Annotated in this window: 16 protein-coding genes and 3 pseudogenes; 9 read left to right on the top strand and 10 right to left on the bottom strand. The window is 74.1% G+C overall.

Features of this window, described 5'->3' with window-relative positions:
• Positions 1-24 precede the first annotated feature (24 nt).
• Positions 25-2346 (top strand): M4 family metallopeptidase, encoded by a 2322-nt coding sequence (locus IEZ04_RS21690; RefSeq protein WP_229821167.1) that lies wholly within the window; start codon positions 25-27, stop codon positions 2344-2346.
• Between the two features lie 448 nt (positions 2347-2794).
• On the opposite strand, the gene IEZ04_RS21685 is transcribed toward IEZ04_RS21690, so the two are convergent.
• Positions 2795-3364, bottom strand: coding sequence for a TetR/AcrR family transcriptional regulator (locus IEZ04_RS21685; protein WP_189218596.1), 570 nt, complete (start codon positions 3362-3364; stop codon positions 2795-2797).
• Positions 3365-3655: 291 nt separating this feature from the next.
• On the opposite strand from IEZ04_RS21685, the gene IEZ04_RS21680 reads away from it, so the two are divergent.
• From IEZ04_RS21680 to IEZ04_RS21665, 4 genes are read left to right on the top strand one after another with little or no spacing between them, the layout of a single operon-like run.
• Positions 3656-4252 (top strand): (2Fe-2S)-binding protein, encoded by a 597-nt coding sequence (locus IEZ04_RS21680; RefSeq protein ID WP_189218595.1) that lies wholly within the window; start codon positions 3656-3658, stop codon positions 4250-4252.
• A complete protein-coding gene (locus IEZ04_RS21675) occupies positions 4249-5268 on the top strand; it encodes an FAD binding domain-containing protein (RefSeq protein ID WP_189218594.1) in 1020 nt (339 codons plus the stop codon). The genes IEZ04_RS21680 and IEZ04_RS21675 overlap by 4 nt, the downstream gene beginning before the upstream one ends.
• Positions 5265-7433 (top strand): xanthine dehydrogenase family protein molybdopterin-binding subunit, encoded by a 2169-nt coding sequence (locus IEZ04_RS21670; protein ID WP_189218593.1) that lies wholly within the window; start codon positions 5265-5267, stop codon positions 7431-7433. The genes IEZ04_RS21675 and IEZ04_RS21670 overlap by 4 nt, the downstream gene beginning before the upstream one ends.
• Positions 7426-8583, top strand: coding sequence for an XdhC family protein (locus IEZ04_RS21665; protein WP_189218592.1), 1158 nt, complete (start codon positions 7426-7428; stop codon positions 8581-8583). Before IEZ04_RS21670 ends, IEZ04_RS21665 begins: the two co-directional genes overlap by 8 nt.
• A 193-nt stretch (positions 8584-8776) precedes the next feature.
• Here IEZ04_RS21665 and IEZ04_RS36000 read toward each other — a convergent pair.
• The 4 genes and pseudogenes from IEZ04_RS36000 to IEZ04_RS21645 all read right to left on the bottom strand — a co-directional run.
• Positions 8777-9127: pseudogene (locus tag IEZ04_RS36000) on the bottom strand (aldehyde dehydrogenase family protein); the annotation flags it as partial.
• 129 nt (positions 9128-9256) lie between these two features.
• Complete coding sequence (meaB, locus tag IEZ04_RS21655; RefSeq protein WP_189218651.1) at positions 9257-10243, bottom strand: methylmalonyl Co-A mutase-associated GTPase MeaB; 987 nt, start codon at positions 10241-10243, stop codon at positions 9257-9259.
• Between the two features lie 13 nt (positions 10244-10256).
• The gene (scpA, locus tag IEZ04_RS21650) at positions 10257-12434 is read right to left on the bottom strand and encodes a methylmalonyl-CoA mutase (protein WP_189218591.1); all 2178 of its coding nucleotides are present in this window, start codon (positions 12432-12434) and stop codon (positions 10257-10259) included.
• Positions 12435-14246 carry a methylmalonyl-CoA mutase family protein gene (locus IEZ04_RS21645; protein ID WP_189218590.1) on the bottom strand — a complete coding sequence of 604 codons (1812 nt, stop codon included), beginning with the start codon at positions 14244-14246 and terminating at the stop codon, positions 12435-12437.
• 124 nt (positions 14247-14370) lie between these two features.
• On the opposite strand from IEZ04_RS21645, the gene IEZ04_RS21640 reads away from it, so the two are divergent.
• Together IEZ04_RS21640 and IEZ04_RS36250 are read left to right on the top strand one after the other, a co-directional pair.
• Positions 14371-15423, top strand: coding sequence for an enoyl-CoA hydratase/isomerase family protein (locus IEZ04_RS21640; protein ID WP_189218589.1), 1053 nt, complete (start codon positions 14371-14373; stop codon positions 15421-15423).
• Positions 15424-15439: 16 nt separating this feature from the next.
• Positions 15440-15586: pseudogene (locus tag IEZ04_RS36250) on the top strand (ABC transporter ATP-binding protein); the annotation flags it as partial.
• A gap of 114 nt (positions 15587-15700) precedes the next feature.
• Here IEZ04_RS36250 and IEZ04_RS21635 read toward each other — a convergent pair.
• The 4 genes and pseudogenes from IEZ04_RS21635 to IEZ04_RS21620 all read right to left on the bottom strand — a co-directional run bounded on the left by IEZ04_RS21635 (position 15701) and on the right by IEZ04_RS21620 (position 21364).
• Entirely contained in the window at positions 15701-17950 is a 2250-nt protein-coding gene (locus IEZ04_RS21635) for a 2-dehydropantoate 2-reductase (protein WP_189218588.1), read from the bottom strand.
• Between the two features lie 218 nt (positions 17951-18168).
• Positions 18169-18954: pseudogene (locus IEZ04_RS21630) on the bottom strand (SDR family NAD(P)-dependent oxidoreductase); the annotation flags it as partial.
• The gene (locus tag IEZ04_RS21625) at positions 18954-20258 is read right to left on the bottom strand and encodes an MFS transporter (protein WP_189218586.1); all 1305 of its coding nucleotides are present in this window, start codon (positions 20256-20258) and stop codon (positions 18954-18956) included. The gene IEZ04_RS21625 and the pseudogene IEZ04_RS21630, both read right to left, overlap by 1 nt.
• Positions 20259-20461: 203 nt before the next feature.
• The gene (locus tag IEZ04_RS21620; RefSeq protein ID WP_189218585.1) at positions 20462-21364 is read right to left on the bottom strand and encodes a polysaccharide deacetylase family protein; all 903 of its coding nucleotides are present in this window, start codon (positions 21362-21364) and stop codon (positions 20462-20464) included.
• 194 nt (positions 21365-21558) lie between these two features.
• On the opposite strand from IEZ04_RS21620, the gene IEZ04_RS21615 reads away from it, so the two are divergent.
• A complete protein-coding gene (locus IEZ04_RS21615; RefSeq protein ID WP_189218584.1) occupies positions 21559-22635 on the top strand; it encodes an Lrp/AsnC family transcriptional regulator in 1077 nt (358 codons plus the stop codon).
• 130 nt (positions 22636-22765) lie between these two features.
• Here the strand turns inward: IEZ04_RS21615 and IEZ04_RS21610 are convergent, their stop codons facing one another.
• A complete protein-coding gene (locus IEZ04_RS21610; protein ID WP_189218583.1) occupies positions 22766-23668 on the bottom strand; it encodes a LysR family transcriptional regulator in 903 nt (300 codons plus the stop codon).
• A 132-nt stretch (positions 23669-23800) separates the two neighbouring features.
• Here IEZ04_RS21610 and IEZ04_RS21605 point away from each other — a divergent pair, with 132 nt between their 5' ends.
• Entirely contained in the window at positions 23801-25630 is a 1830-nt protein-coding gene (locus IEZ04_RS21605) for a gamma-glutamyltransferase family protein (protein WP_189218582.1), read from the top strand.
• Positions 25631-25700 lie beyond the last annotated feature (70 nt).

Raw genomic sequence — 25700 nt, 5'->3', positions numbered from 1 at the left:
CCCACCGTGGCCAAAGGAGCATGAGTGACGAGCGACAGGCGCCCCCTCAGATCTTCGTTATCCCCCGCCCGCACCCCGCTGCGGCGCCGGCGCGCCGCGGCGGGCGCGCTGGCCGTCACCGCCGCGCTGTTCGCGGCGGTCCTCCCGGCCCAGGGCGCGTACGCCGGGCCGGACGCCGACGCGACGGACGCGGCGCGGATCACCGCCGAGCCGAGACCGGGGGCGATGCCCGCCCCGCTCACCCCCGCCCAGCGCGACGGCCTGCTGAGGTCCGCGACGAACGCCCGCGGCGCCACCGCCGACGCGCTCGGCCTGGGCCCCCGGGAGACGCTGACGCCCCGGGACGTCGTCAAGGACGCGGACGGCACGGTGCACACCCGGTACGAGCGCACGTACGCCGGGCTCCCCGTCGTCGGCGGCGACCTGGTGGTCCACCAGCGCGCCGGGACCCGGACCGTCACGAAGGCGACGGACGCGGAGATCACCGTACCCACCACCAAGGCCACGGTCCCGGCGGCGACGGCCGAGAAGTCCGCGCTGCGGACCGCCGACGCCGGGGGCACGCTGAGGACCGAGGCGGAGGGAGCGCCCCGGCTGATCGTCTGGGCGGCCGCCGGAACGCCCGTCCTGGCCTGGGAGTCCGTCGTCACCGGCGTCCTGGAGGACGGCACACCGAGCGAGCTGCACGTCGTCACCGACGCCGCCAGCGGCAAGACGCTCCGCGAGTTCGACGACGTCAAGGCCGGTGTGGGCCACGGCCGGTTCAGCGGCGAGGTCGACATCGCCACCACCCGGCGCGCCGGCCGGTACGAGCTGTACGACACCGGGCGCAACCACAGGACGTACGACCTGGCGCACAGGACGACCGGCACCGGCACCCCGGTCACCGACGCCGACGACGTCTGGGGCGACGGCACGCACGGCCACGCCCAGACCGCCGCCGTGGACGCCGCCTACGGTGCCCAGACGACCTGGGACTTCTACCACGACCGGTTCGGCCGCAACGGCATCGCGGGCGACGGCCGCCAGGCGTACTCCCGTGTCCACTTCGGCGACGAGTACGGCAACGCCCTGTGGGGCCACCAGGGCTGCTTCTGCATGACCTACGGCGACGGCGAGGACAACGCCAACCCGCTGACCGCCCTCGACGTCGCCGCCCACGAGATGACCCACGGCGTCACCGAGGCCACCGCGAACCTCATCTACAGCGGTGAGTCCGGCGGCCTGAACGAGGCCACCAGCGACATCATGGCCGCGGCGGTGGAGTTCTTCGCCGGCAACCCGAACGACACCCCCGACTACGAGGTCGGGGAGCGGATCGACATCAACGGCGACGGCACACCGCTGCGGTACATGGACCAGCCGTCCAAGGACGGGTTCTCCCAGGACTACTGGTCGTCCACCACCGACAAGGTCGACGTCCACTTCTCCTCCGGCGTGGCGAACCACTTCTTCTACCTGCTCGCCGAGGGCAGCGGGGCCAAGACGGTCAACGGCGTCGCCTACGACAGCCCGACCTACGACGGCCTCCCCGTGACCGGCATCGGCATCGGGAACGCCACCGACATCTGGTTCCGGGCGCTGAGCACGTACATGACGTCCAGCACGGACTACGCCGGGGCCCGCGAGGCGACCCTCCGGGCCGCCGCCGACCTGTTCGGCCGGTCCAGCGAGGTGTACGAGTCCGTGGGCAACGCCTGGGCCGCCGTGAACGTCGGCCCGCGCTTCGTCAACCACATCGCGCTCACCGCGCCGGGCGGCCAGGAGGCCGCCGTCGGCCAGCCGGCCTCGGCCCGCATCACCGCGAGCACCAGCCGGGCCGCCGACCTGACCTACTCGGCGACCGGGCTGCCCGACGGCCTGTCCATCGACGCCGCCACCGGCGTGATCTCCGGCATCCCGGCCGAGGAGGGCGACTTCACCCCCACGGTCACGGTGGGCGTCGAGGGACGGACGGACACGAACACCGCGACGTTCTCCTACACCGTCATCCCCTCCGGCGGCGACTTCTTCGTCAACCCCGCGGACGTGCCCGTCCCGGACGCCGGCGACCCGGTGGAGGTCCCGCTGATCGTGACCGGCCGCACCGGCAACGCGCCGAGCGACCTCCAGGTCACCGTGGACATCGTCCACCCCTACCGCGGCGACCTGGTGATCGACCTGGTCGCGCCGGACGGCACGACGTACCGGCTGAGGGACTACGGCTCCGACCCGTCCGGCGACATCCACACGACGTACACCGTGGACGCCTCGTCGGCCCCGGCCGACGGCACGTGGAAGCTGCGCGTACGGGACGTGTACAAACTGGACGTCGGCTACGTCGACAGCTGGAAGCTGACGTTCTGACACGTTCCGACGCACTCGGACGTTCACGGTCCGCCGCCGGGCATCCCGCCCGGCGGCGGACCGGCGCCGTGCGGGGCCTGCACCACGGCGCGGGCGCCGCGGGGGCGGCGCGCCAGGTGATGTCGTTGAGGCACCTTTCCTCGCTGCCGCCGGGCCGGGAGCCGCGCCCGCGCGGCGCGTCGCCCGCCGGGGGTGTGCCGCAGCCGGCGGGGTGACCGAAGCCGCCGGCGAACTCGTCGGCCGCAAGCCGTTGTCACGAAGCGGCACGTCACCGCGTGCCGCGCACCGCCGTGCCGGGCGTCGTGGGCGGAGGCCGCCGACGGGAACCACCGGTGTCCGACCGGCTGCCCCGGCTGCCGTCCGCGAGGCGGGCCACGGACGGTTGCCGCGGGACGCGCGGTCCGTGCCGTCGGGTCGACGCCCCGTCAAGTACCCGCCGGGGCGCCGGTCAGCGCCCCGGTGCCCCCGCTCGCAGACCGTCCATGATCAGGTCGAGGAGGCGGGTGGCGGCGGGCTCCCAGTCGCCGCGCGGATCGATCTGCCAGAGGCCGCCGATGGCGAGGAGGAAGTCGTCCCCGGTCACTCCGGGACGGATGGTGCCGGCCTCCTCGGCGGCGCGGAGCAGGAGTTCGGCCGCGTCGATCACCGGGGTGTGCCCCGGTTTCGCCGGGCTCCCCGGCGCGCTGGTGGCCTGGCGGATCGCGTCCGCCAGACCGGCCTTGGCCATGGCGAACCGGGCGAGGTGGTCCATCCACTCGCGCAGCGCCCGGTCGGGCTCCCGGCACTCCAGCAACTGGGCCGCGCTGTCGGCCACCTGCTGCATCTCGTGGCGGTAGATCTCCAGGACCAGTGCCTCACGGTTGGGGAAGTTGCGGTAGAACGTGCCCTGCCCGACGCCCGCCTTCCTGGCGATCACGCTGAGCGGGGCCTGGGAGCAGCGGGTGAGTTCGGCCAGGGCCACTTCCAGGATGCGCTCGCGGTTGCGCTGCGCGTCCGAGCGCAGGGGTGTGTCGTTCATCTGCTGCACCCGCCCTCCTCCCGGACCCGTGGCCGGAAGTGCTTGTTGCTAAGCGGACAACTGTCCGTTAGGTTTCCTCGTAATGGACAGCTGTCCGGTTGAGCTGATCGTATCGGAACCCGGAACCGGCGACGACAGTCGGCGGCCACCGGCCGCGACCGGTGCGCCCACGCACCCTCCCCCGACTATCCCCCGAACCGGTTCACGGCACACGGCACACCGCACCGACTTCCTGCGTTCCTCGCACACCCCACCTCGTTCCGGATACGGATACGCGAAAGAGAAGCGATCATGGCCCCATCCCCCTCTCCCTCCTCGACGCCGACGCGGAGCACCCTCACGCTGCGCGTCAACGGCGAGGAGCACACCCTGTCCGTCGACCACCGCACCACCCTGCTCGACGCCCTGCGCGAGCGACTCGATCTGACCGGTACCAAGAAGGGCTGCGACCAGGGACAGTGCGGTGCCTGCACCGTCCTGCTCGACGGGCGCCGGGCCGTCTCCTGTCTGCAGCTCGCCGTGGCGGCGGAAGGGCGCGAGGTCACCACCATCGAGGGCATGGCGGAGGACGACCGGCTGCACCCGGTGCAGCAGGCCTTCCTCGACCTCGACGGCTACCAGTGCGGCTACTGCACACCGGGGCAGATATGTTCCGCGGTCGCCGTGATCGAGGAGCACGCGGCGGGCTGGCCGAGCGCCGTCACCGAGGACGTCCGGCCGGAGGCGGGGCCACCGCCGCTGACCGCCGAGGAGATCCGGGAGCGGATGAGCGGGAACCTGTGCCGGTGCGGCGCGTACGTCTCGATCGTCCAGGCGGTCGCCCGGGCGGCCGGGACCGGAGCCGGACGACCGGCCGAGGGCGCCGAGAGCACGGAGGCGGCCGCATGAGGGAGTTCGGGTACCAGCGCGCCACCGACGTCTCCGGCGCGGTCGCCCTGCTCGACGCCGATCCGCACGCGCGCTTCCTCGGTGGCGGCACCAACCTCGTCGACCTGATGAAGAGCGGCGTCGAACGGCCCGCCCGCCTCGTCGACGTGACGGCCTTACCTCTGGACCGGATCGAGCCGACGGACGACGGCGGCCTGCGCATCGGCGCCACCGTCACCAACAGCGACCTCGCCGCCCACCCGCTGGTCCGGCACCGTTACCCGGCGCTGACGCAGGCCGTGCTGGCGGGCGCCTCCGGACAGCTGCGCAACATGGCCACCGTCGGCGGGAACCTCCTGCAGCGCACCCGCTGCGCCTACTTCACCGACGTGACCGGCCCGTGCAACAAACGCGAACCCGGCAGCGGCTGCCCCGCCGCCCGGGGCGAGCACCACAACCACGCGATCCTGGGCGCCTCCGACCACTGCGTGGCCGTCCACCCCTCGGACATGGGCGTGGCGCTGACGGCCTTCGACGCGGTCGTCTCGTACGAGACCGCCGACGGACCGGGCGAACTGCCGCTCGCCGACTTCTACCTGCCGGTGGGCGACACCCCGCACCGGGAGACCGCCCTGCCGCCGGGCGCGCTGATCACCGGCGTCACCCTGCCGCCCGTCCCGGCCGCCGCCCACTCGCGGTACCGGAAGGTGCGCGAGCGCGCCAGTTACGCGTTCGCCATCGGGTCGGTCGCCGCCGCGCTCGACGTCCGGGACGGTGTCGTCCGCGACGCGCGCCTCGCCCTCGGCGCGGTCGCCTCCCGGCCCTGGCGGGCCCGGGCGGCCGAGCGGGTGCTGACCGGCGCGGCGGCCGACGCCGCGACCTTCGGCGCCGCCGCGGACGCCGAACTCGCGGCGGCCAGGCCGCTGCCCCGCAACGGATACAAGGTGACCCTCATGCGCAACCTCATCGTGGCCGTGCTGACCGAACTGGCCGGACCGACGCGACCGGCCGGACCCGCCCAGGAGGCCGCGCGATGACCACGACGACCACGAGCACCCGCACACCCGCGGAGCCGAAGGGTTCCGTCGGATCCGCCCACACCCGCGTGGAGGGCCGGGACAAGGTCACCGGCACGGCCCGTTACGCGGGGGACATCCCCTTCGCCGACCTCGCGTACGGCTGGCTGGTGCTGTCCACCGTGGCCCGCGGCCGCGTCAGCTCGGTGGAGACCGCTCCCGTGCTGGAGATGCCGGGCGTGCTGGAGGTCCTGCACCACGGCAACGCCCCGCGCGTCGACCGCGACTTCAACGGCCTGATGGGCGTCCCGCCGGACCCGACCACCGGCCTCTTCCAGGACGACCGGGTGCCGCACATGGGCTGGCCGGTGGCGCTGGTCGTCGCCGAGACGCCGGAACAGGCTCGTGAGGCCGCCGAGACGCTCGTCGTGAACTACGAGGCGGAGCCGCACGACGTCGACTTCTCCGGCGCCCGCCCGGACGCGTACGCCCTCGACGGGCACATGCCTGCGGTGACGGAGAAGGGCGACCTGGAGGAGCAGCTCGCCGCGTCCGCCGTCGTCGTGGACGCCGAGTACACCACGCCCGAAGAGCACCACAGCATGATGGAGCCGCACGCGGCGACCGCCCGCTGGGACGGCGGCCGGCTCGACGTCCTCGACTCCAACCAGGGCGCCACCTGGGTGCAGAACGACCTCGCGAAGCTGTTCTCCCTCGACCCGGGCGCGGTGCGCGTCCGCTCCGAGCACATCGGCGGCGGCTTCGGCAGCAAGGGCCTGCGCGCGCACCAGGTGGCCGCCGTGATGGCCGCGACGGTCCTCCAGCGGCCCGTCCGGGTGACCATGACACGCCGTCAGATGTTCTCGCTCGCCGGGTACCGCAGCCCCACCACGCAGCGGGTCAGGCTCGGCGCCGACGCGGACGGGCGGCTGCGGGCGCTGGAGCACGACTCCCTCAACCTCACCTCCTCGGTGCACGAGTACGTGGAGCCGAGCGCCGGAGTGGCCCGGGTGATGTACGACGCCGACGCCCACCGCACGGTCAACCGGGTCGTACGGCTCGACGTGCCGACCCCGACGTGGATGCGCGCGCCGGGCGAGGCGCCGGGGTCGTTCGCGCTGGAGTCGGCGCTCGACGAACTCGCCGAGAAGTGCGGTATCGACCCGATCGAGCTGCGCGTGCGCAACGACCCCGAGCGCGGCCCGGTGTCCGGACTGCCCTTCGCCGGCCGCAACCTGGTCGCCTGCTTCCGGGAGGGCGCGCGCAGGTTCGGCTGGGCGGACCGGGATCCGCGCCCCGGCCTGCGCCGTGACGGGCGCTGGCTGCTGGGCACCGGCACGGCGGCGGCCTCCTTCTTCGCGGGAGCCGGACCGTCCACGGCGCGGGTGACGGCGGAGGCGGACGGCACCTTCACGGTGCGGATCGCCGCCTCCGACCTGGGCACCGGGGCCCGGACGGCGCTCGCCCTGGTCGCCGCCGACGCGCTCGGCGTGCCGGCGGACCGCATCCGCATGCACATCGGCGACAGCGACTTCGGGCCGGCGATGATCGCCGGCGGCTCGATGGGCACCCGCTCCTGGGCCTGGGCCATCACGGCCGCGGCCGGCGAACTGCGCGAGCGGCTCGCCCTGAGCGGGGACGTCCCGCCCGAGGGCATCACGGTACGGTCCGACACCACCGAGGCGGTGCGCGCCCTCGCGCAGAAGGAACGGCACTCCTTCGGCGCCCAGTTCGCCGAGGTCGCCGTGGACCCGGCCACCGGCGAGGTGCGCGTACGGCGCATGCTCGGCATCTTCGCGGCGGGCCGGATCATCAACCCGCTCACCGCCCGCAGCCAGCTCGTCGGCGGCATGATCTGGGGCATCTCCATGGCGCTGCACGAGGAGGCGGTCCGGGACAGCGGCTCGGGCGGTCTCGTCGGCGCCGACCTCGCGGGCTACCACGTCGCCGCCAACGCCGACGTGGCGCTCGTCGAGGCGGACTGGATCGACGACCCGGACCCGGAGGACCCGGTCGGCATCAAGGGCATCGGGGAGGTCGGCATCGTGGGCGCCGCGGCGGCGATCGCGAACGCCGTGTGGCACGCGACCGGGGTACGCCACCGGCACCTGCCGATCCGCCCCGACCGCGTCCTGCTGGCGGGCACGGCGACCGGTACGGACACGGGAGGAGGAGCGGATGCTTGACCTCGCCGAGGAGCTGCACCGCTGGGCGGAGGAGGGCCGCGCGTTCGCCGTCGCCACCGTCGTCGCCGTCGGGGGCAGCGCGCCGCGCGACCCCGGCGCCGCCCTCGCCGTCGACAGCGAGGGCACGGCCATCGGCTCGGTCTCCGGCGGCTGTGTCGAGGGAGCGGTGTACGACCTCTGCGTGCAGGCCCTCAGCGACGGCGAGACGGTCGTCGAACGGTTCGGCTACAGCGACGAGGACGCCTTCGCGGTGGGTCTGACCTGCGGTGGCGTCATCGACGTCATGGTCACTCCGGTTGCCGTGGACGCCCCCGGACGGCCGGTGTGGGCCGCCGCGCTGGCCTCCGCCGCCCGGGGCGAGGCGGTGGCCGTGGCCCGGGTGGTGCGCGGCCCGGCGGAACTGCTGGGCAGGGGACTGCTCGTCCGCCCCGACGGGTCGTACGAGGGCGGGAGCGGGGACGGTCTCGGCGGCCACGAGGAACTGGACCGGACGGCGGTGGCCGAGGCCCGGGCCCTGCTGGAGGCCGGCCGCACCGGCACGGTGGACCTGTCGGAGGACGGTTCGCACTGCCCCGGCGGTCTCACGCTGCTGGTCGAGTCGAACGTGCCACCGCCCCGCATGATCGTATTCGGGGCGATCGACTTCGCGACGGCGCTCGTGCGCGCGGGCAAGTTCCTCGGTTACCACGTGACCGTGTGCGACGCCCGTCCCGTCTTCGCCACGCGGGTCCGCTTCCCCGAGGCCGACGACATCGTGGTCGACTGGCCGCACCGCTACCTGCTGCGCACCGCGACGGACGCGCGCACGGTGCTCTGCGTGCTGACCCACGACGTCAAGTTCGACGTGCCTCTGCTGATGGCGGCCCTGCGGATGCCCGTCGCCTTCGTCGGCGCCATGGGCTCCCGCCGCACCCACGAGGACCGTGACCGGCGGCTGCGCGCTGCGGGCCTGACCGAACGGGAGCTGGCGCGGCTCAGGTCCCCGATCGGCCTCGACCTCGGGGCCCGTACGCCCGAGGAGACCGCCCTGTCGATCGCGGCGGAGATCGTCGCCGCCCGGCGGGGCGGCACGGGGGCCCCGCTGACGGGCCTGGCCACCCCGATCCACCCCGGCGGCAGGGAGAACTGGAACCGCGGCGTGGCGGCCTGACGAGCCGCCGGGCGGGCCGTCTCAGGACGACCGCCCGGCGGTCTTCTCGTGCCCCACCGTCCGCAGGTGTTCGCGCAGCCGCTCCGCCGCCTCCTCGCGCCGGTCCGCCAGCAGGAGGTCGGCGGTCTCGGCGTGCCGTCCGGCGCGTCAACGGCGTGGGCGTCTGCTTCCGCGCTGCGGGGGTCTGCGTGCACTCGTCCAGCACCCCGGGCCCGGAGGACCGGCCGTGCCCGGAGTCGCCGAAGCCGCCGAAGGGCACCGCGACGTGGATGGTCTTGTACGCGTTGATCCAAAAGGTGCCGGCCTGCACCGAGCGCGCCACGTGGTGGGCCCGGGAGACGTCGCCGGTCCACACCGCGCCGGCCAGGCCGAAGTCCGTGGCGTTGGCCCGGGCGATCGCCTCCGCCTCGGCGTCGAAGGCGTCGGCGCCGGCCGGCGTCCGCCGGCCGGCGCGCCGTGGGTGAGCGGTGACGGCAGCTCCGTACCGGTGACCCGGCGGCCGCCGCCCGCCAGCCCGGTCTCGATCAGCGAGGTCAACCGGTATCCCGCAATTCTGGTTGCGGGAAGAGTCGTATGTTCCACGGAAGTGAAGAGACGACGTGAAAAGACGACGGACGCCCGCGTCGTCCGGAGACGACGCGGGCGTCCGTGGGAAGGCCGTGACGGCCGGGGATCAGCCCCGCTGCCCCCTGAAGGCGTCCAGAATGCGCTCCGCCGCCAGCGTGGCCGTCAGCTCACCGTCCCTGACCTGTCGCTCCAGGCCGGGCGTGAGGGACCGTACCGCCGGGTCGGCGTGCAGGCGGCCCAGCAGTTCGTCGCGGACCATGGTCCAGGTCCAGTCGACCTGCTGCTCGCGGCGCCGCTCGGCGAGGCGCCCGCTGGAGTCCAGGAGCGTGCGGTGCTGTTCCAGCCGCTCCCAGACCGTGTCCAGGCCGGTCGACTCGCGGGCGCTGCAACTGAGCACGGGCGGCGTCCAGAAGGCGTCCTTGCCGTGCATCAGCCGCAGCGCGCCCGCCAGTTCACGGGCGGCGGCGCGGGCGTCGCGTTCGTGCGGGCCGTCCGCCTTGTTGACGGCGATCACGTCGGCCAGCTCCAGGACGCCCTTCTTGATGCCCTGCAACTGGTCCCCGGTGCGGGCCAGGGAGAGCAGCAGGAAGGAGTCGACCATGTTCGCGACGGCCGTCTCGGACTGGCCGACACCCACCGTCTCCACCAGCACCACGTCGTAACCCGCGGCCTCCATCACCACGATCGACTCACGGGTCGCCTTGGTGACACCGCCGAGCGTGCCGGCGGTGGGGGAGGGGCGCACGAACGCCGCCGGGTCGACGGCGAGGCGCTCCATACGGGTCTTGTCGCCGAGGATCGAACCGCCGGTCCGGCTGGAGGACGGGTCGACGGCGAGGACGGCCACCCGGTGCCCGAGTCCGGTCAGCATCGTGCCGAAGGCGTCGATGAACGTCGACTTGCCCACGCCCGGCACACCGCTGACCCCGATCCGCCGGGCCTTCCCGCTGTGCGGCAGCAGCTCGGTCAGCAACTCCTGCGCCAGCGCCCGGTGCTGGGGCCGGGTCGACTCCACCAGCGTGATGGCGCGGGCGACGAGCGCTCTCCTGCCGTCGAGGACGCCCTTGACGTACGTGTCGAGATCGATGGCCACGGACGTCACCGGCTCACAGTGCGTCGTGGCCGAGATCGGCCGCCAGCCGCGTCACCAGGTCGTACGCCGCCTCGGGGATCACCGTGCCGGGCGGGAACACCGCCGTCGCGCCCATCTCCAGCAGCGTCGGCACGTCCTGCGGCGGGATCACGCCGCCGACCACGATCATCACGTCCTCGCGGCCCTCCTCGGCCAGCGCCTCGCGCAGCGCGGGCACGAGGGTGAGGTGCCCGGCGGCCAGCGACGACACCCCGACGATGTGCACGTCCGCCTCGACCGCCTGCCGGGCCACCTCGGCCGGGGTCTGGAACAGCGGGCCGACGTCCACGTCGAAGCCGAGGTCGGCGAAGGCGGTGGCGATCACCTTCTGACCGCGGTCGTGGCCGTCCTGGCCCATCTTGGCGACCAGGATGCGCGGCCGGCGGCCCTCGGCCTCGGCGAACGCGTCCACCAGGGTCCGGGTGCGGTCCACGTGCGGGGACTCGCCTGCTTCGTTGCGGTACACACCGGAGATCGTACGGATCTGGCCCGCGTGCCGCCCGTACACCTTCTCCAGGGCGTGACTGATCTCGCCGACGGTCGCCTTCGCCCGGGCCGCGTCCACCGCGAGCTCCAGCAGGTTGCCCTCGCCGCCGGCCGCCCGGGTCAGCGCGTCGAGCGCGTCCTGGCAGGCCGTCTCGTCCCGCTCGGCGCGCAGCCGCCGCAGCTTCTCGATCTGCTGCGCGCGCACCGAGGAGTTGTCGACCTTGAGCACCTCGATCTGCTCGTCGGTGTCGACCCGGTACTTGTTCACGCCGATCACCGGCTGCCGTCCGGAGTCGATACGGGCCTGGGTGCGGGCCGCGGCCTCCTCCACGCGCAGCTTGGGGATGCCCGCGTCGATGGCCTGCGCCATGCCGCCCGCCCGCTCGACCTCCTGGATGTGCTGCCAGGCGCGGCGCGCGAGGTCGTACGTCAGCCGCTCCACGTACGCGCTGCCGCCCCACGGGTCGATCACCCGGGTCGTGCCGGACTCCTGCTGGATCAGCAGCTGGGTGTTGCGGGCGATGCGCGCGGAGAAGTCGGTGGGCAGCGCGAGCGCCTCGTCGAGCGCGTTGGTGTGCAGCGACTGGGTGTGGCCCTGGGTGGCCGCCATCGCCTCCACACACGTGCGCGTGACGTTGTTGAACACGTCCTGCGCGGTCAGCGACCAGCCGGAGGTCTGGGAATGGGTGCGCAGCGACAGCGACTTGGTGTTCTGCGGGTCGAACTGCTTCACCAGCTTCGCCCACAGCAGCCGGGCCGCGCGCAGCTTGGCGATCTCCATGAAGAAGTTCATGCCGATCGCCCAGAAGAACGACAGCCGCGGCGCGAACGCGTCCACGTCGAGCCCCGCGTCCCGGCCGGCCCGGATGTACTCCACGCCGTCGGCGAGGGTGTACGCCAGCTCCAGGTCGGCCGTCGCGCCCGCCTCCTGGATGTGGTAGCCGGAGATGGAGATGGAGTTGTAGCGGGGCATCCGCCGCGAGGTGAAGGCGAAGATGTCGGAGATGATCCGCATCGACGGCTTCGGCGGGTAGATGTAGGTGTTGCGGACCATGAACTCCTTGAGGATGTCGTTCTGGATGGTCCCGGCGAGCTTCTCCGGCGGTACGCCCTGCTCCTCGGCCGCCACGATGTACAGCGCGAGCACCGGCAGCACGGCGCCGTTCATCGTCATCGACACCGTCATCCGGTCCAGCGGGATGCCGTCGAAGAGCTGCCGCATGTCGAGGATCGAGTCGATGGCCACGCCCGCCATGCCGACGTCACCGGTCACCCGCGGGTGGTCGCTGTCGTAACCGCGGTGCGTGGGCAGGTCGAAGGCGACCGACAGGCCCTTCTGGCCGGCCGCCAGGTTGCGGCGGTAGAAGGCGTTGGACTCCTCCGCCGTGGAGAAGCCCGCGTACTGCCGGATCGTCCACGGCTGGTTGACGTACATCGTCGGGTACGGGCCGCGCAGGTACGGCGCGATGCCCGGATAGGTCTCCAGGAAGTCCAGGCCCTCCAGGTCCTGCCCGGTGTAGAGCGGCTTGACCGTGATGCCCTCGGGCGTCTCCCAGAGCAGGTCGTCACCGCCGGCGGCCCGCTTCAGGGCCGCACGCCACTCGTCGGCACCGGTACCGGGGGCCGGGGTCCCCAGCTCGATCGCCGAGAAGTCGGGGATGGACATTCAGGACACTCCCATGCGGTCGAGCGTGGCGGTCAGGACGCCCACGGCGTCGCAGCCCGCGAAGACGTAGGTGTCGACATCCGCGTACGGCCCGGGGCGGCCGGCCAGGAACACGTGCTTCGCGCCCGCCGCCCGCAGGGCCCGGACGGTGGCCTCGGCCTGCTCCTCGTACACCGTGTCACTGGAGCACAGGCACGCCTCCCGCGCGCCGCTCTCCTCGAACGTGCCCTCGGTGACGGGCTCGACGCCGCCCGCCTGGAAGAGGTTGGCGGCGAAGCCGAGGCGGGCGGTGTGGGCGGCGGCCGGGCCGAGCGCGGCCAGGTACACCCGGGGCCGGGCGCCGGTCGCGGCGAGGTGGGCGTCGGAGCGGGCGCGCAGCGCCTCGAACGCCTCGTCGCGCCGCACCCGGGGCAGCCCCCCGGACGGCGGTTCGGGCGCGGGCTCGCGGACCACCGGCTTCTCGGCCAGGTGCGGGAACTCGCTGACCCCGGTGACCGGCTCCCGCCGCCTCGCGAGCTTCGCGCTGCGCGCGGACCAGGTCTCGGCCAGCCGCTCGCGGACCGCGCCGGACCGCAGGGCCGCCGCCTGTCCGCCCGCCCGCTCGATCTCCTGGAGGAAAGCCCAGGCGGCGTGGGCGAGTTCGTCGGTCAGCCGCTCCACGTACCAGGAACCGCCCGCCGGGTCGATCACCCGGGACAGGTGCGACTCCTCGATGAGGACGGTGGAGGTGTTGCGCGCGATACGGCGCGCGAACGCGTCCGGCAGCCCGAGCGCGTGGTCGAACGGCAGCACGGTCACGGCGTCGGCGCCGCCCACCCCGGCGGCCAGCGTGGCGACCGTGGTGCGCAGCATGTTCACCCACGGGTCGCGGCGCGTCATCATCACCGGTGAGGTCACCGCGTGCTGGAGCTGCGCGCCCGCCCGCGGCGCCCCCGAGGCCTCGGCGACCCGGGCCCACAGCCGGCGCGCCGCGCGCAGCTTGGCGATCGTCAGGAACTGGTCGGCGGTGGCCGCGTACCGGAACTCCAGCTGCGCACAGGCCCGTTCGACGTCCAGCCCGGCCTCCGTCAGCTCACGCAGACAGGCCACCCCCGTGGCCAGCGAGCACCCCAGCTCCTGCGCCGCCGAACCGCCGGCCTCGTGGTACGGCAGGGCGTCCACGGTCAGCGCCCGCAGCCCCGGGTACCGCTCGGCGCACAGCCCGGCCAGCTCGGCCACGGGCGCGAAGTCGTACGGCCGTCCGGTGCGGGCCTCGTGGCCCAGCGGGTCGGCGCCCAGGTTGCCGCGCACCGCGTCCGCGGCGACGCCCCGCTCCTCGTACAGCCGCAGCAGCCGGCGCGCCGCCGCCTCGGTCTCCTCGCCCGCGTCCAGGACGACGGGGGCCAGGTCGAGGTGGACGCCCTCGAGAGCGCGGTCGAGTTCCGGGACGGGGATGCCGGTGGACGCGCCGACGGTCAGCCACAGGGAGGTGACGCCGTTCTCCAGGTCGCCGAGGACCGCGCCGGCGTCCGCGACCGTGTGGCGCTGGCGCACGTCCCAGCCGCCGACTGTGTTCCCCTCGGCCCGGCCGCCGCGCACGAAGGGCGCGAAGCCGGGCAGGCCGGGATCGGGAGCGCCGTCCCGCGCGGTGTACAGGGGACGGGTGCGCAACCCGTCCTCCAGCGCGGTGGACAGGGCGTGCTCGGACTCCGGGGCCGCAACTTCCCTTCCGGACCTGCGCAGCACACCCGCCACCAGGTGTTGCCACTGCTCATGCGTCGCGTCGGGGAAGTCGGATGCCAGGGAGAGTCCGTCGGAGGGCGGGACCGTCATGCTCGGATGTTAGGGCAGGTCAACCGAAGAGCAGCAGAGGGTGGGGCTGTGACCTTGTTCTCTTCCGGACTCCTCTGGGTACGGCAGCATCCGGAATGATCGTCCGAGACAGGGAGACGTACGGATGACCGGCAACGGCGAGCCCGTCCTGCTGCACACCGTGGGCCGCGCCGCCCACATCGTCCTCAACCGCCCGAAGGCCCTCAACGCCCTGAACCACGAGATGGTCCGCCGTATCGACGCGGCGCTCACCGCCTGGGAGCGGGACCCGGCCGTCGGGACCGTCGTCCTCACCGGCGCGGGCGAGCGCGGGCTGTGCGCGGGCGGCGACATGCGGGCCGTCCACGACGACGTCCGCGACGGCGACGGCACCGCCTCCGCCGCGTTCTGGCGCGACGAGTACCGCCTCAATGCCCGTATCGCCCGGTACCCCAAGCCGTACGTCGCCGTGATGGACGGCATCGTGATGGGCGGCGGGGTCGGCCTCTCCGCGCACGGCGGCGTCCGCGTCGTCACCGAGCGGTCCCGGATCGCCATGCCCGAGACCGGCATCGGCTTCGTCCCCGACGTCGGCGGCACCCACCTGCTCGGCCGGGCCCCCGGCGAACTGGGCACCCACCTCGCGCTGACGGGCGCGCAGATCGGCGCCGCCGACGCCCTGCTGTGCGGCCTCGCCGACCACCACCTGCCGAGCGCCTCCCTCCCGCGCTTCGTCGCCGACCTCGCCGACCTGCCCGTACCGGAGGCCCTCCGCCGCCACGCGCAGCCGCCGCCCGCCGGAGAACTGGCCGGGCAGCGGGAGTGGATCGACGCCTGCTACACGGCCGGCACGGTCGAGGAGACCGTCCAACGGCTGCTCAGCCACGGCGACCCGGCCGCGAAGGAGGCCGCCGAGACCCTGCTCGGCAGGTCGCCCACCGCGCTGAAGGTCACCCTGACCGCGCTCCGCCGCGCCCGGCGGCTCGGCACCCTGGAGGCGGTCCTCGACCAGGAGTACCGGATCTCGTGCGCGGCGCTGGCCACGGCCGACCTGGTGGAGGGCGTGCGCGCCCAGCTCGTCGACAAGGACCGCGCCCCGCGCTGGTCGCCCGCCACCCTGGCCGAGGTCACCGACGCGGACGTCGAGCGCTTCTTCGCGCCCCTCGGGGAGCGCGAACTCGGCCTCGGGACCCCCTGAGCCTCCGCGCGGCAGCCTGCTCAGCGGCGGACTGCCCCCGCACACCGGCCCCCCGGAGGCCGAGGGCCGGCCGGTCGCGTACGACCGCAGGGGCCTCACCCGGCTGCGCGCGACCGTGCGGCTCGTCGTGCAGGCCCCGGACGACCGGCTCTTCGCCGCCTCCGGCCTGCACACCGGCCCCGCCCCCGCGGCCCTGTCCCGCACCGACCTCCTCCACCGGGCCGGACCGCGCCTGCCGTGGGGCGTCGCGGCCGCCCGGCCGCCGCGCGCACAGGGGCTACTGAGCGCCGGGGTGACGTGCGAAGGCGGCGAGCACGCCCGCCGCCAGCGCGGACCGCTCGACCATGCCGCTCAGCGTCACGTGCTCGTCGCGGGCGTGCGCGCCGCCGCCCACCGCGCCGAGTCCGTCGAGCACCGGAGTGCCCGCGGCGAGGATGAAGTTGCCGTCGCTGGCACCGCCCACGGCGGTCTCCCGCAGGTCGAGACCGAGCGGCGCGGCACAGGCGCGGGCGACGGCGAAGAGCTGTCCGACGCCCTCCGTGCGTTCGAAGACCGGGCGGTTCCAGCCGCCGTCCAGCTTCAGGACGGTCCGGGTGTCGACCGGGGCGAGGGCGGCCAGCGCGGCGTCGATCCGGTCGCGTTCGGCGCCGGTCGCGACCCGGACGTCCAGGTGGGCCACCGCCTCACCGGCCGTGACGTTGGGGCGGGTACCGCCGCGCAGCACGCCGACGTTGACGGTCGTCCCGGCCGCCGGCGCGGCCAGCGCCTCCAGCGCGAGCACCTGCCGGGCCATCTCGTTGACCGCGCTCGCCCCGCGGGCCGGGTCGAGACCCGCGTGGGCCTCCTCGCCCCGCACGGTCAGCGAGAACAGCCCGACGCCCTTGCGGGTCGTCTTCACCGCGCCGTCGGCACTCGCCTCGAAGACCAGCGCCGCCCGGGACGTCCGGGCCTCCGCCACGATGTCGTCGCTGGACGCCCGGCTGCCGGTCTCCTCGTCGCCGTTGAGCAGCAGGGTGCAGGCGGGGACGGGCAGTCCCAGTGCCGTCAGCGCGCGCAACGCCCACACCGCCTGGACGAGCCCCGCCTTCATGTCGAAGACCCCCGGGCCGCTGATGCGGTCGCCCTCGCGCCGGTACGGCCACTCCTGCAGCGTCCCGGTGGACCAGACGGTGTCGTAGTGGCCGACGAGCAGCACGGGGGCGGCGGTCGACGGGCTGGTGCCGGCGTAACGGCGGATCAGGATGTCGCCGGCGCAGTCCCGTTCGCGTACCTCCTCGCTCGCGGGAGCGCCGAGCGCGGCGTCCAGCCAGTCGCGCACCCAGCCGAGGCAGGCGGTGAGGCGGGCCTTGTCGTCGCTGGAGCTCTCCAGTGACGTGTAGGCGGCCAGGTCGGCGGCCATCGCGTCGCGGTGGTCCGCCAGCCAGTCGCGGACGGCGACGGCCTGGGCGCCGGTGAGCGCGGGGCCGGTGGGCAGTGCCCCGGGTCCGCCGTCCGCCGCGGGCGCCGTGCCCGCGGCGGCCAGGGCGTCCAGCGCGTCCAGCCGGGCCTCGGACATGCCCGACGGGTCGCGCTCCAGCTCCCGCAGGCCGGCCAGTACGGCGCGCAGCACGGGGGTGTCGAGACCCGCCCGCAGCGACCGCTCGACGACCGGTGCGTAGTGCGTCGTCACCTCCACCGGACGGCGGCGCACGGCCAGGTCCCGCCAGATGCCGCTGCGGTCCTTCGGCTGGGTGCGGAGCCAGGCGGTCAGCCGGTCGCACGCGGCGTCGCGCGCCGCCGGGTCGCCGGGCCGGAACGCGGGCGCGTCGAAGGCGTCGAACGCCTCGAGCCGTACGCCCTCCGCGTCGGCCGCGGCGTACACCTCGGCGGCCAGCGCGTACATGGCGGCCCGGTGCCGGTCGATCAGGTCGGCCATGGGCGCGTCGGCCAGCGCGGTCGCGGAGAGCATCGCGCCGAAGGCGGCCTTGGCCCACAGGTACCCCTCGACGTTGCCGGAGACCCGCGCGGGCCCCCACGCCCGGAGGTCGGCGACGAGATCCCGGACCCGTTCGGAGACCGGGGCGCCGCCCGGTTCGCCGATGACGAACGCCCCGGGGCCGCCGTCGCGCACCACCCCGGGTCCGACGACGTCGGCGAAGATGTTGACGAACGCGGCGACGGTCCGGTCCGCGCCGACGTGCCGCGCGATCAGCTCCTCGTTGAAGCCGTTCTGCACCGAGACGACGTAGCCGTCCGGGGCGAGACGGGGCGCGATCCAGCGCATGGCCGCCTCGGTCGCCTGCGCCTTGACGCTGAGCAGTACGCGGCGCGGCGGCGGCCCCCGGAAGCCGTCGGGCGTCGTCGCGTCGAGGCGCACGCTGTCGCGTTCCCCGCCGCGCAGGATGGTCAGCCCGCCGGCCCGGATCGCGGCCACGTGGTCCGCGTCGGTGTCGACGACGGTCACCGGGTGCCCGGCCGCCGCGAGGGCGTGGGCCAGGGTGCCGCCGATCGCTCCGGCGCCGACCACGGTGTAGGCGTCGCCCTTCATGAGGTGTGTCCCTTCGTGCGGTCCGGGTGTGTGCCCGGGGTGTGGGGGGAGGGGCCGTGAGCGGCCGCGCCCGCGGCTGTGCCGGTGTCCGCGGCGGCCGTGCCGCGGGTGTCCGCGCCGCCTGTGCCGTTCTCCGCGACATTCGCGCGCGTGTGCGCAACACTGCTGTTCAGTCGCGTTGTGCTGTCCGCATCACCGTCCGCGCCGGACGTCCCGGCCGCGGAGGTGTCCGGCGGCCACAGCCGTGGCAGGTGTGCCGCTCCGGTGCCGCTGCCGCCGTCCACCCGGAGGACCTCCCCGGTCACCCAGGACGCCTCCGGACCCGCGATCCACAGCACCGCCCGCGCGATGTCCGCCGGGGTGCCCGGGCGGCCGAGGGGATTGACGGAGACGGCGGCGGCGTAGGTGTCGCTGACCGGGTTGCAGTCGCTGTCCACCGCGACGAAGCCGGGGCTGACGGCGTTGACGCGGATGCCGAGCGGCCCGAACTCCAGCGCCGCCGCCCGGGTGGCCATCTCCAGCGCCGCCTTGGACGCGGCGTACGGGCCGCCTCCGGGCCGGGCGCGCAGCGCGGCGCCCGAGGAGATGTTGACCACGGAGGCGGGCCGCCCGGCCGCGGTCGCGAGACGGGCCAGTGCGGCCGTCGCGAGGACCGGGGCGCGGGTGTTGAGCGCGAGGACCCGGTCCCAGGCGGCGGCCGTGACGTCGGCCATGTCCAGCGACGGGTAGATGCCCGCCGCGTTCACCAGGACGTCCACCGGCCCGTGCGCGCGCCAGCTGTCCGCCACGGCGGCCGCCGGGCCGTCGGCGCAGGACAGGTCGAGGACGAGGTGCCGTGCGCCGAGGGTGTCCGCGACCGCCGCGAGCCGGTCGCCGTCGACGTCCACCAGCGTCAGCCGGGCCCCCGCCCGGGCGAAGTGCTCGGCGACGGCGCGTCCGATGCCGCTCGCGGCGCCGGTGACCACCGCGTGTGCCGTGTCTGCCGCGTGTGCCGTCGAGGTCATCAGGCGAACTCCTTGTCCTTCGTCTCGGGCATGGTCAGGTAGACGACCAGCGAGAGCAGCGCGGCCCCGGAGACGTACAGCCAGAGCTTGTCGGCGTGCCCGGCGTCGCTCATCCAGGTCGTCACGTAGGGGGCCGTGCCGCCGAAGAGGGCAACGGCCAGCGCGTACGGCAGCGCGATGCCGGTGGCCCGTACCTCCGGCGGGAACTGCTCGGCCATGATGACGGCGCAGTTGGCGGAGTAGCCGAGGATCAGCAGCATGCCGGTGAGCTGGACGAGGAACAGGACGGCGAAGCTGTCGTTCAGCAGGTGCAGCATCGGCCAGGCCAGCAGGACGAAGCCGATCGCGAACCCGGCCATGGTGGGTCTGCGTCCCAGCCGGTCGGAGAGCAGGCCCGCGAAGGGCAGCAGCACGACGAAGACGACGAGACACAGGGTCTGGGAGAGGAGCGCCTTCTCCAGCGGGATGCCCGTGGTGAGGTTGGCGTACGTGGGGAGGTAGTTGACCCAGATGTAGTAGGTCAGCGTGCCCGCGACCGTGATGCCGGCGACACGCAGCGCGGCGGCGGGGTGCTCGCGGAACATGGCGACGAGCGGGTTCCTCGGCGCCCTGCCCGCGGCCTTGGTCTCGGTGAACGACGCGGTGTCCTCGACGCTGACCCGCAGCCACAGCCCGACCAGGCCGAGCAGCCCGCCGACGACGAAGGCGACCCGCCAGCCCCACGCGTGCAGGGCGTCCTCGCCGAGCAGCGAGGTGAACACCGTGCCGAGCAGGGAGGCGATCAGCACGCCGCCCGCCACGGACACCTGCTGCCAGGAACCGGCGAAGGCCCGCCGTCCGGAGGCGGCCGACTCGACCAGGAACGCCGAGGACGAACCGAACTCGCCGCCCGCCGAGAAGCCCTGGATGAGCCGCGCGACCAGCAGGATCGCCGGTGCTGCGAGGCCGATCGTGTCGTAGCCGGGGGTGAAGGCGATGAGGAAGCCGGCACCGGCCATCAGGCCGATGGTGAGGGTCAGTCCCTTCTTGCGGCCCTTGCGGTCGGCATAGGCGCCGAGGACCGCGGCGCCCACCGGCCGCATCACGAAGCCGACGGCGAAGACGGCGAGGGTGGAGAGCAGGGCGGCGGCGCCGTCGCTCTTCGGGAAGAACACGTCGGCGATGATCGCCGCGAAGATGGAGTAGAGCGCCCAGTCGACCCACTCGACGGTGTTGCCCACGGTGCCGGCGATGATGGCCTTGCGCTGGCCGGGCGTCAGCTTGTGGGACGGTGCCGTGTCGGATGCGGCGGTGGCTGTCTTCACGAGGGGACTCCTCGCTTCCTGGAGAGCAGGGGACGGGAACGGACCACGGCGTGCGGGGCCGGCGGTGGGGAAGGGGGAAGGCGCGGCGCGGGGGTGCGGTGCGGCCGCCGGAGAAGCGCCCGGGTGCGGGCGTACGAGGAAGGGGGAGCGGCCGGGCGCCCGAGCGCGGGCGCCGTCGGGCCGCGGTGATCAGTTCGCGGTGATCAGTTCGCGGCGAGCTGCGCGCGGCAGTGCTCGGCGATGTCGCGATGGGTGGCGAACCACACACCCTCGTGCCCGGCGATGTGCCCGAGCAGCTCGTCGAGGACGGTCAGCCGGGAGCGGTGCCCGATGATGTGCGGGTGCAGCGTGAGCTGGAACAGCCCGCCCGCGGCGTACGCGGCGGCGAACTCGTCCTGCCAGATGCGCAGCACGTCCCGCGGCGCGATGTACGGGCGGAGGGAGCCGAAGCGCTCCATCATGAAGTACGGCGCGTCGTCGCGGATCCACTCCACCGGGATCTCCACCACACCCGTCGCCTCACCGTTCTCGACCAGCTCGTACGGCTCGTCGTCGGCCATCAGCGAGGAGTCGTAGAGCAGCCCCATCTCCCGGGTGATGGAGAGGGTGTGCGGCGAGAAGTCCCAGCTGGGGGTGCGGATGCCGACGGGACGTACGCCGCTGATCCGCTCCAGGGTGTCGGCGGAGCGGAGCTGGAGCTCGCGCTCGGTGTCCGCGCCGAGCTGGGTGTTGCGCTCGTGGATCCAGCCGTGGACGGCCAGCTCGTGCCCGGCCGCCGTGTACGCCCTGGCCTCCTGCGGGCGCAGCAGCGCGCACACCGCGGGCATGAAGAAGCTGGCCGGGACGCGGTGGTGCGCCAGCAGGTCCAGGATCTTCGGCACGGCCACCCGGGCTCCGTACTCGCCTTGGGCCATCTGCGCCGGGCTGGTCCGGCCGTCGCGCAGGGCGGGCGTCTCGTGGTCCGAGTCGAAGGACACCGCCACCGCGCAGCGGGCGCCGCCCGGCCAGCTGTCCGGTGCCAGGGAGCGGCCGGCCCGCACCCGGCCGACGTGTCCGCGCCAGGTCTGTTCGTCCCACTCCCACGGTTGCTGTTCGCCGTGCGTCATCGAGGTTCGTCCTTTCCGTGAGGTCCGTGAGGTCTGTGAGGTCCTTGAGGTCCGTGAGGAAGCCGTGCTCCGGGCGGGGGCTCCGTCGCTCACGCGCCGCGCCGGGCGGCACCGCCCGTGTACTGGCCGGTCTTGTGTGGCCGGGCGGTGGTGGTCAATAGTGGCCATCTCCCGTTCACCTAGCCGGGGAATCGATGGATAACGCCACAGACGGCATCGGTGTGAAGGATTCCGCCGATGAGCTCGACGAAACGGACCTGGCGATCGCCCACGCCCTCCAGATCGCGCCACGCGCCTCCTGGACGGCGGTGGGCGAGGTGCTGGGCCTCAGCGCGGTGACGGCCGCCCGCCGCTGGGGGCGGATCTCGCAGCGGGGGACGGCCTGGGTGACGGCCACGGGCAGTCCCGCCCTGTGGCGCTCGCTGTGCAACGCGTTCGTCGACGTCGACTGCGAGCCCGCGGAGCGGGGCCGGGTCGCCCTGGCCCTGGCCCGGGACCCGCGGACGAAGTCCGTGATGGAGGTGGCCGGCGGGCGGGACATCCACGTCAACGTCATCGCCCACGACCTGCCGGCGCTGTCCCGGTTCGTTCTCGGGCACGTGAGCGGCCTGCCTGGCGTCGTACGGGTCAACACCCAGGTCAACACCCGCATCCTGACCGCGGGGAACGACTGGCGGCTGGACGCGCTGTCCCGCGCGCAGCAGTCGCGTCTGCAGTCACTGGCCGACGGGACCGCGCCGCGCACGGCCGTCCCCGGCCCGCTGGGGCAGCCGGACCGGGAGCTGCTGCTGGCCCTCGCGGTGGACGGCCGGCTCCCCGTCACGGACCTGGCCGAGCGCCTCGGCACCAGTCAGACCTCGGTGCGCCGCCGTCTGGCCCGGCTGGAGCGGTCGGGCGCGGTGGCCTTCCGCAGCGAGATCGCCCAGCACCTCACGGGGTGGCCGGTGACATCGCTCCTGTGGGGGCGGGTCCCGGTCGCCCGGCGCCGCCAGGTCTGCGAACGGCTGGGGCGGATGCCGGACGTACGGCTGCTGACCGCGACGAGCGGCGAGACGAACGTGTTCCTCTCGGCGTGGCTGCACTCCGTCGACAGCGTCCTCGACCTGGAGGACCGGATCGGCGCGGAGTGCCCGGAGCTGGAGATCGCCGAGCACGGCATCGTCCTGCGCACGGTGAAGCGGCAGGGCTGGATCCTGGACGGGCTGGGGCGCCGCAGGGAGTGCGTGCCCATCGACCCCTGGTGCGATCTGCCGGAGCCGTCCGTCACCTGACCACGGCCGACGGGCCCGGCACGTACGGAAGGCATGGCTCTTCCTGCTCGCCGCTCTGCGACGCGACCGGGAGGTGCCGCGGGCGGCCACCGCCTGACACTCCGTCAGACCGCATCGGGCGGCGCGGTGTTCACTCCGCGCCGGGCGCCCGGTCCGCCGTCCGGGCGAGCGTCGTGTCGACGAACGCCTGGCCGGCGGAGGTGAGCGGACCCCCGCGGTGGACCAGCCACTGGGCGATCCGCTCCGGCGGGGCGAAGCGGTGGACGGCGGCGCCCGCGCGCCGCGCGAGGCCGGCCCAGCCGTCCGGCATCAGCGCCGCGCCGACGCCTTCGAGCACCATCGGCAGGACGATGCCGCGGTCCGCCACCTCGGCGGCCACCGTCAGCTCCCCGACGGTGGCCGACAGGCGCTCGAACAGGTCCCGTACGGCCGTGTTCGGCCCGGTGGTGACGAAGCGCATCCCGCGCAGTTCCTCCGGCCGCACGGTCCCGCCGCCGGCCGGTCCCGTGCCCGGCGGGGACACCAGCAGGAACTCCTCGTCCCGCAGGTAGTGGGCGGTCAGCCCGTGCCCGGTGGGCCGGGCGGCGCTGCCGCAGACGCCCGCCTCGCAGCGGCCCTGCGCCACCATGGCGACCACCTCGGCCGCCGACGCGGCCGAGGAGACGCTGACCGTGACCCCGGGATGCCTCTCCCGCAGCTCGGCGACGATGCCCACGACCGGCTGCAGACCGGAGGACGAGGTGGCCGCGACGTCGACCCGGCCGACCGGCCCCTCGCCGAGCGCGCGGGCCGCCGCGCGCAGCGCCTGGAGGTCCCGCAGGACCAGCCGTGCCCGCTCCGCCAGCGCCTCGCCCGCGGCGCTGGGCACGGCCCGGCGGCCCACCCGGTGGAAGAGGGTGACGCCGAGGTCGCGCTCCAGGTTGCCGACCGCCCGGGAGAGCGAGGGCTGGGCGACGCGCAGCGCCCGGGCGGCGGCGGTGAAGCCGCCGTGCTCGACGATCGCCACGAAGTACTCGAGCTGGCGGCGTTCCATGCGCTGTCCCCCCGACGGTTCCACTGACGGTCACTCATAGACGAACTCGCAGCCGTACTCATAGCCGCTCGCTATCTGAACGGTGTCATACATGTCTTGGACGCACCGAGCCCGGTCCGGTTTACTCGCGCCATGTTCACCACTCGGCCCACGCTGCAGGGCACCTTCGGCATGGCATCGTCCACCCACTGGCTGGCCTCCTCCGCCGCCATGGCCGTCCTGGAGGACGACGGCAACGCCTTCGACGCGGCCGTGGCGGCGGCCTTCGTGCTGCACGTCGTGGAACCGCACCTCAACGGCCCCGCGGGCGAGGTGCCGATCATCCTCGCCCCGGCCGGGGCCGGGCCGCGGGTCCTGTGCGGACAGGGACCGGCGCCGGCCGGGGCGGACATCGCCCACTACACCTCGCTCGGCCTGGAGCTCGTCCCCGGCACCGGACCGCTGGCCGCCGCCGTGCCCGGCGCGTTCGACGCCTGGATGCTGCTGCTGCGCGACCACGGCACCAAGTCCCTGGCCGACGTCCTGAAGTACGCCGTCGGCTACGCCGAGCACGGGCACCCGGTGGTCGAGCGGGTCGGCGGCACGGTCGAGACGGTCCGGGAACTGTTCGAGACGGAGTGGACCACCTCGGCCGAGGTCTACCTCCCCGGCGGCCGCTCCCCGGCACCCGGCTCCCTCCTGCGGAATCCCGCGCTGGCGGCGACCTGGCAGCGGCTGCTCGCCGAGGCGCGGGCCGCCGTCCCCGACGGCGCCGGTACGGGGCGCCGGGAGGCGGAGATCGAGGCCGCGCGCCGGGTGTGGCGGGAGGGCTTCATAGCCGAGGCGCTCGCCGGCTTCGCCGCCCGGCCCGTCATGGACACCTCCGGCGAACGGCACGCGGGCACCCTCACCGGCGACGACCTCGCCGGGTACGCCGCGCACTACGAGGAACCGGTCACCCACGAGTGGAACGGCTGGACCGTGGCCAAGGCGGGACCCTGGAGCCAGGGCCCGGCCCTGCTCCAGCAACTCGCCCTGCTGGACGACGACTTCGGGACGCCGGGCAGCGGGACGGAGTACGGGGGCGCCGACTACGTGCACACCCTCGTGGAGGGCACCAAGCTCGCGATGGCCGACCGCGAGGCCTGGTACGGCGACGCCGAGGACGCCGACGTACCGCTGCGGACCCTGCTGTCGCCGCAGTACAACGCTCAGCGGCGCGACCTGGTCGACGCCGGGCGCGCGTCGTACGTCCTGCGGCCCGGCAGCCCCGACGGGCGTACGCCCCGGCTGCCCAAGGCCGCCTCGGGGGAGGGGGACACGACCGTGCCCGCGGCCCCGGGAGCGGGGGAGCCGACCGTGGCCCGGGACGGCGCCACCCGTGGCGACACCTGCCACCTCGACGTCGTGGACCGCTGGGGCAACATGATCTCCGCGACGCCCAGCGGCGGCTGGCTCCAGTCCAACCCCGTCATACCCGGCCTCGGCTTCCCGCTGGGCACCCGGCTGCAGATGACCTGGCTGGAGCCCGGTCTGCCGAACTCCCTCAGCCCCGGCCGCCGGCCGCGCACCACCCTGACCCCCTCCCTGGCGCTGCGCGACGGGGTTCCCGTCCTCGCCTTCGGCACTCCCGGCGGCGATCAGCAGGACCAGTGGAGCCTGCATTTCCTGCTCGCCGTGGCGCTGCGCGAGAAATTCCGCGGCGGTTACGACCTGCAGGGTGCGATCGACGCCCCGAACTGGCACACGGAAGGATTTCCCTCCTCCTTTTACCCGCGCGCCATGAATCCCGGGGCGATCACTGTGGAATCCCGTATCGGTGAGCGGGTGGTCGCGGAACTGCGCCGCCGCGGGCATCGTGTCACGGTCGGAGATGCCTGGTCGGAGGGGCGGCTGTGCGCGGTGGCCCGGGACCCGGAGACGGGTGTGCTGTCGGCCGCGGCGAATCCGCGCATGATGCAGGGATATGCCGTCGGACGGTAGTCGGCGGAACCGGCGGAGCCGGCGGAAACAATCCAATGCCCATGTATTAATGCGGGCGAAATAGTTCACG

It is taken from the genome of Streptomyces ruber (genome assembly GCF_014648075.1).
Taxonomy (GTDB): Bacteria; Actinomycetota; Actinomycetes; order Streptomycetales; family Streptomycetaceae; genus Streptomyces; species Streptomyces ruber.
Note: the sequence above shows the minus strand (reverse complement) of the source record. Positions and strands in the feature narration are given on the sequence as shown.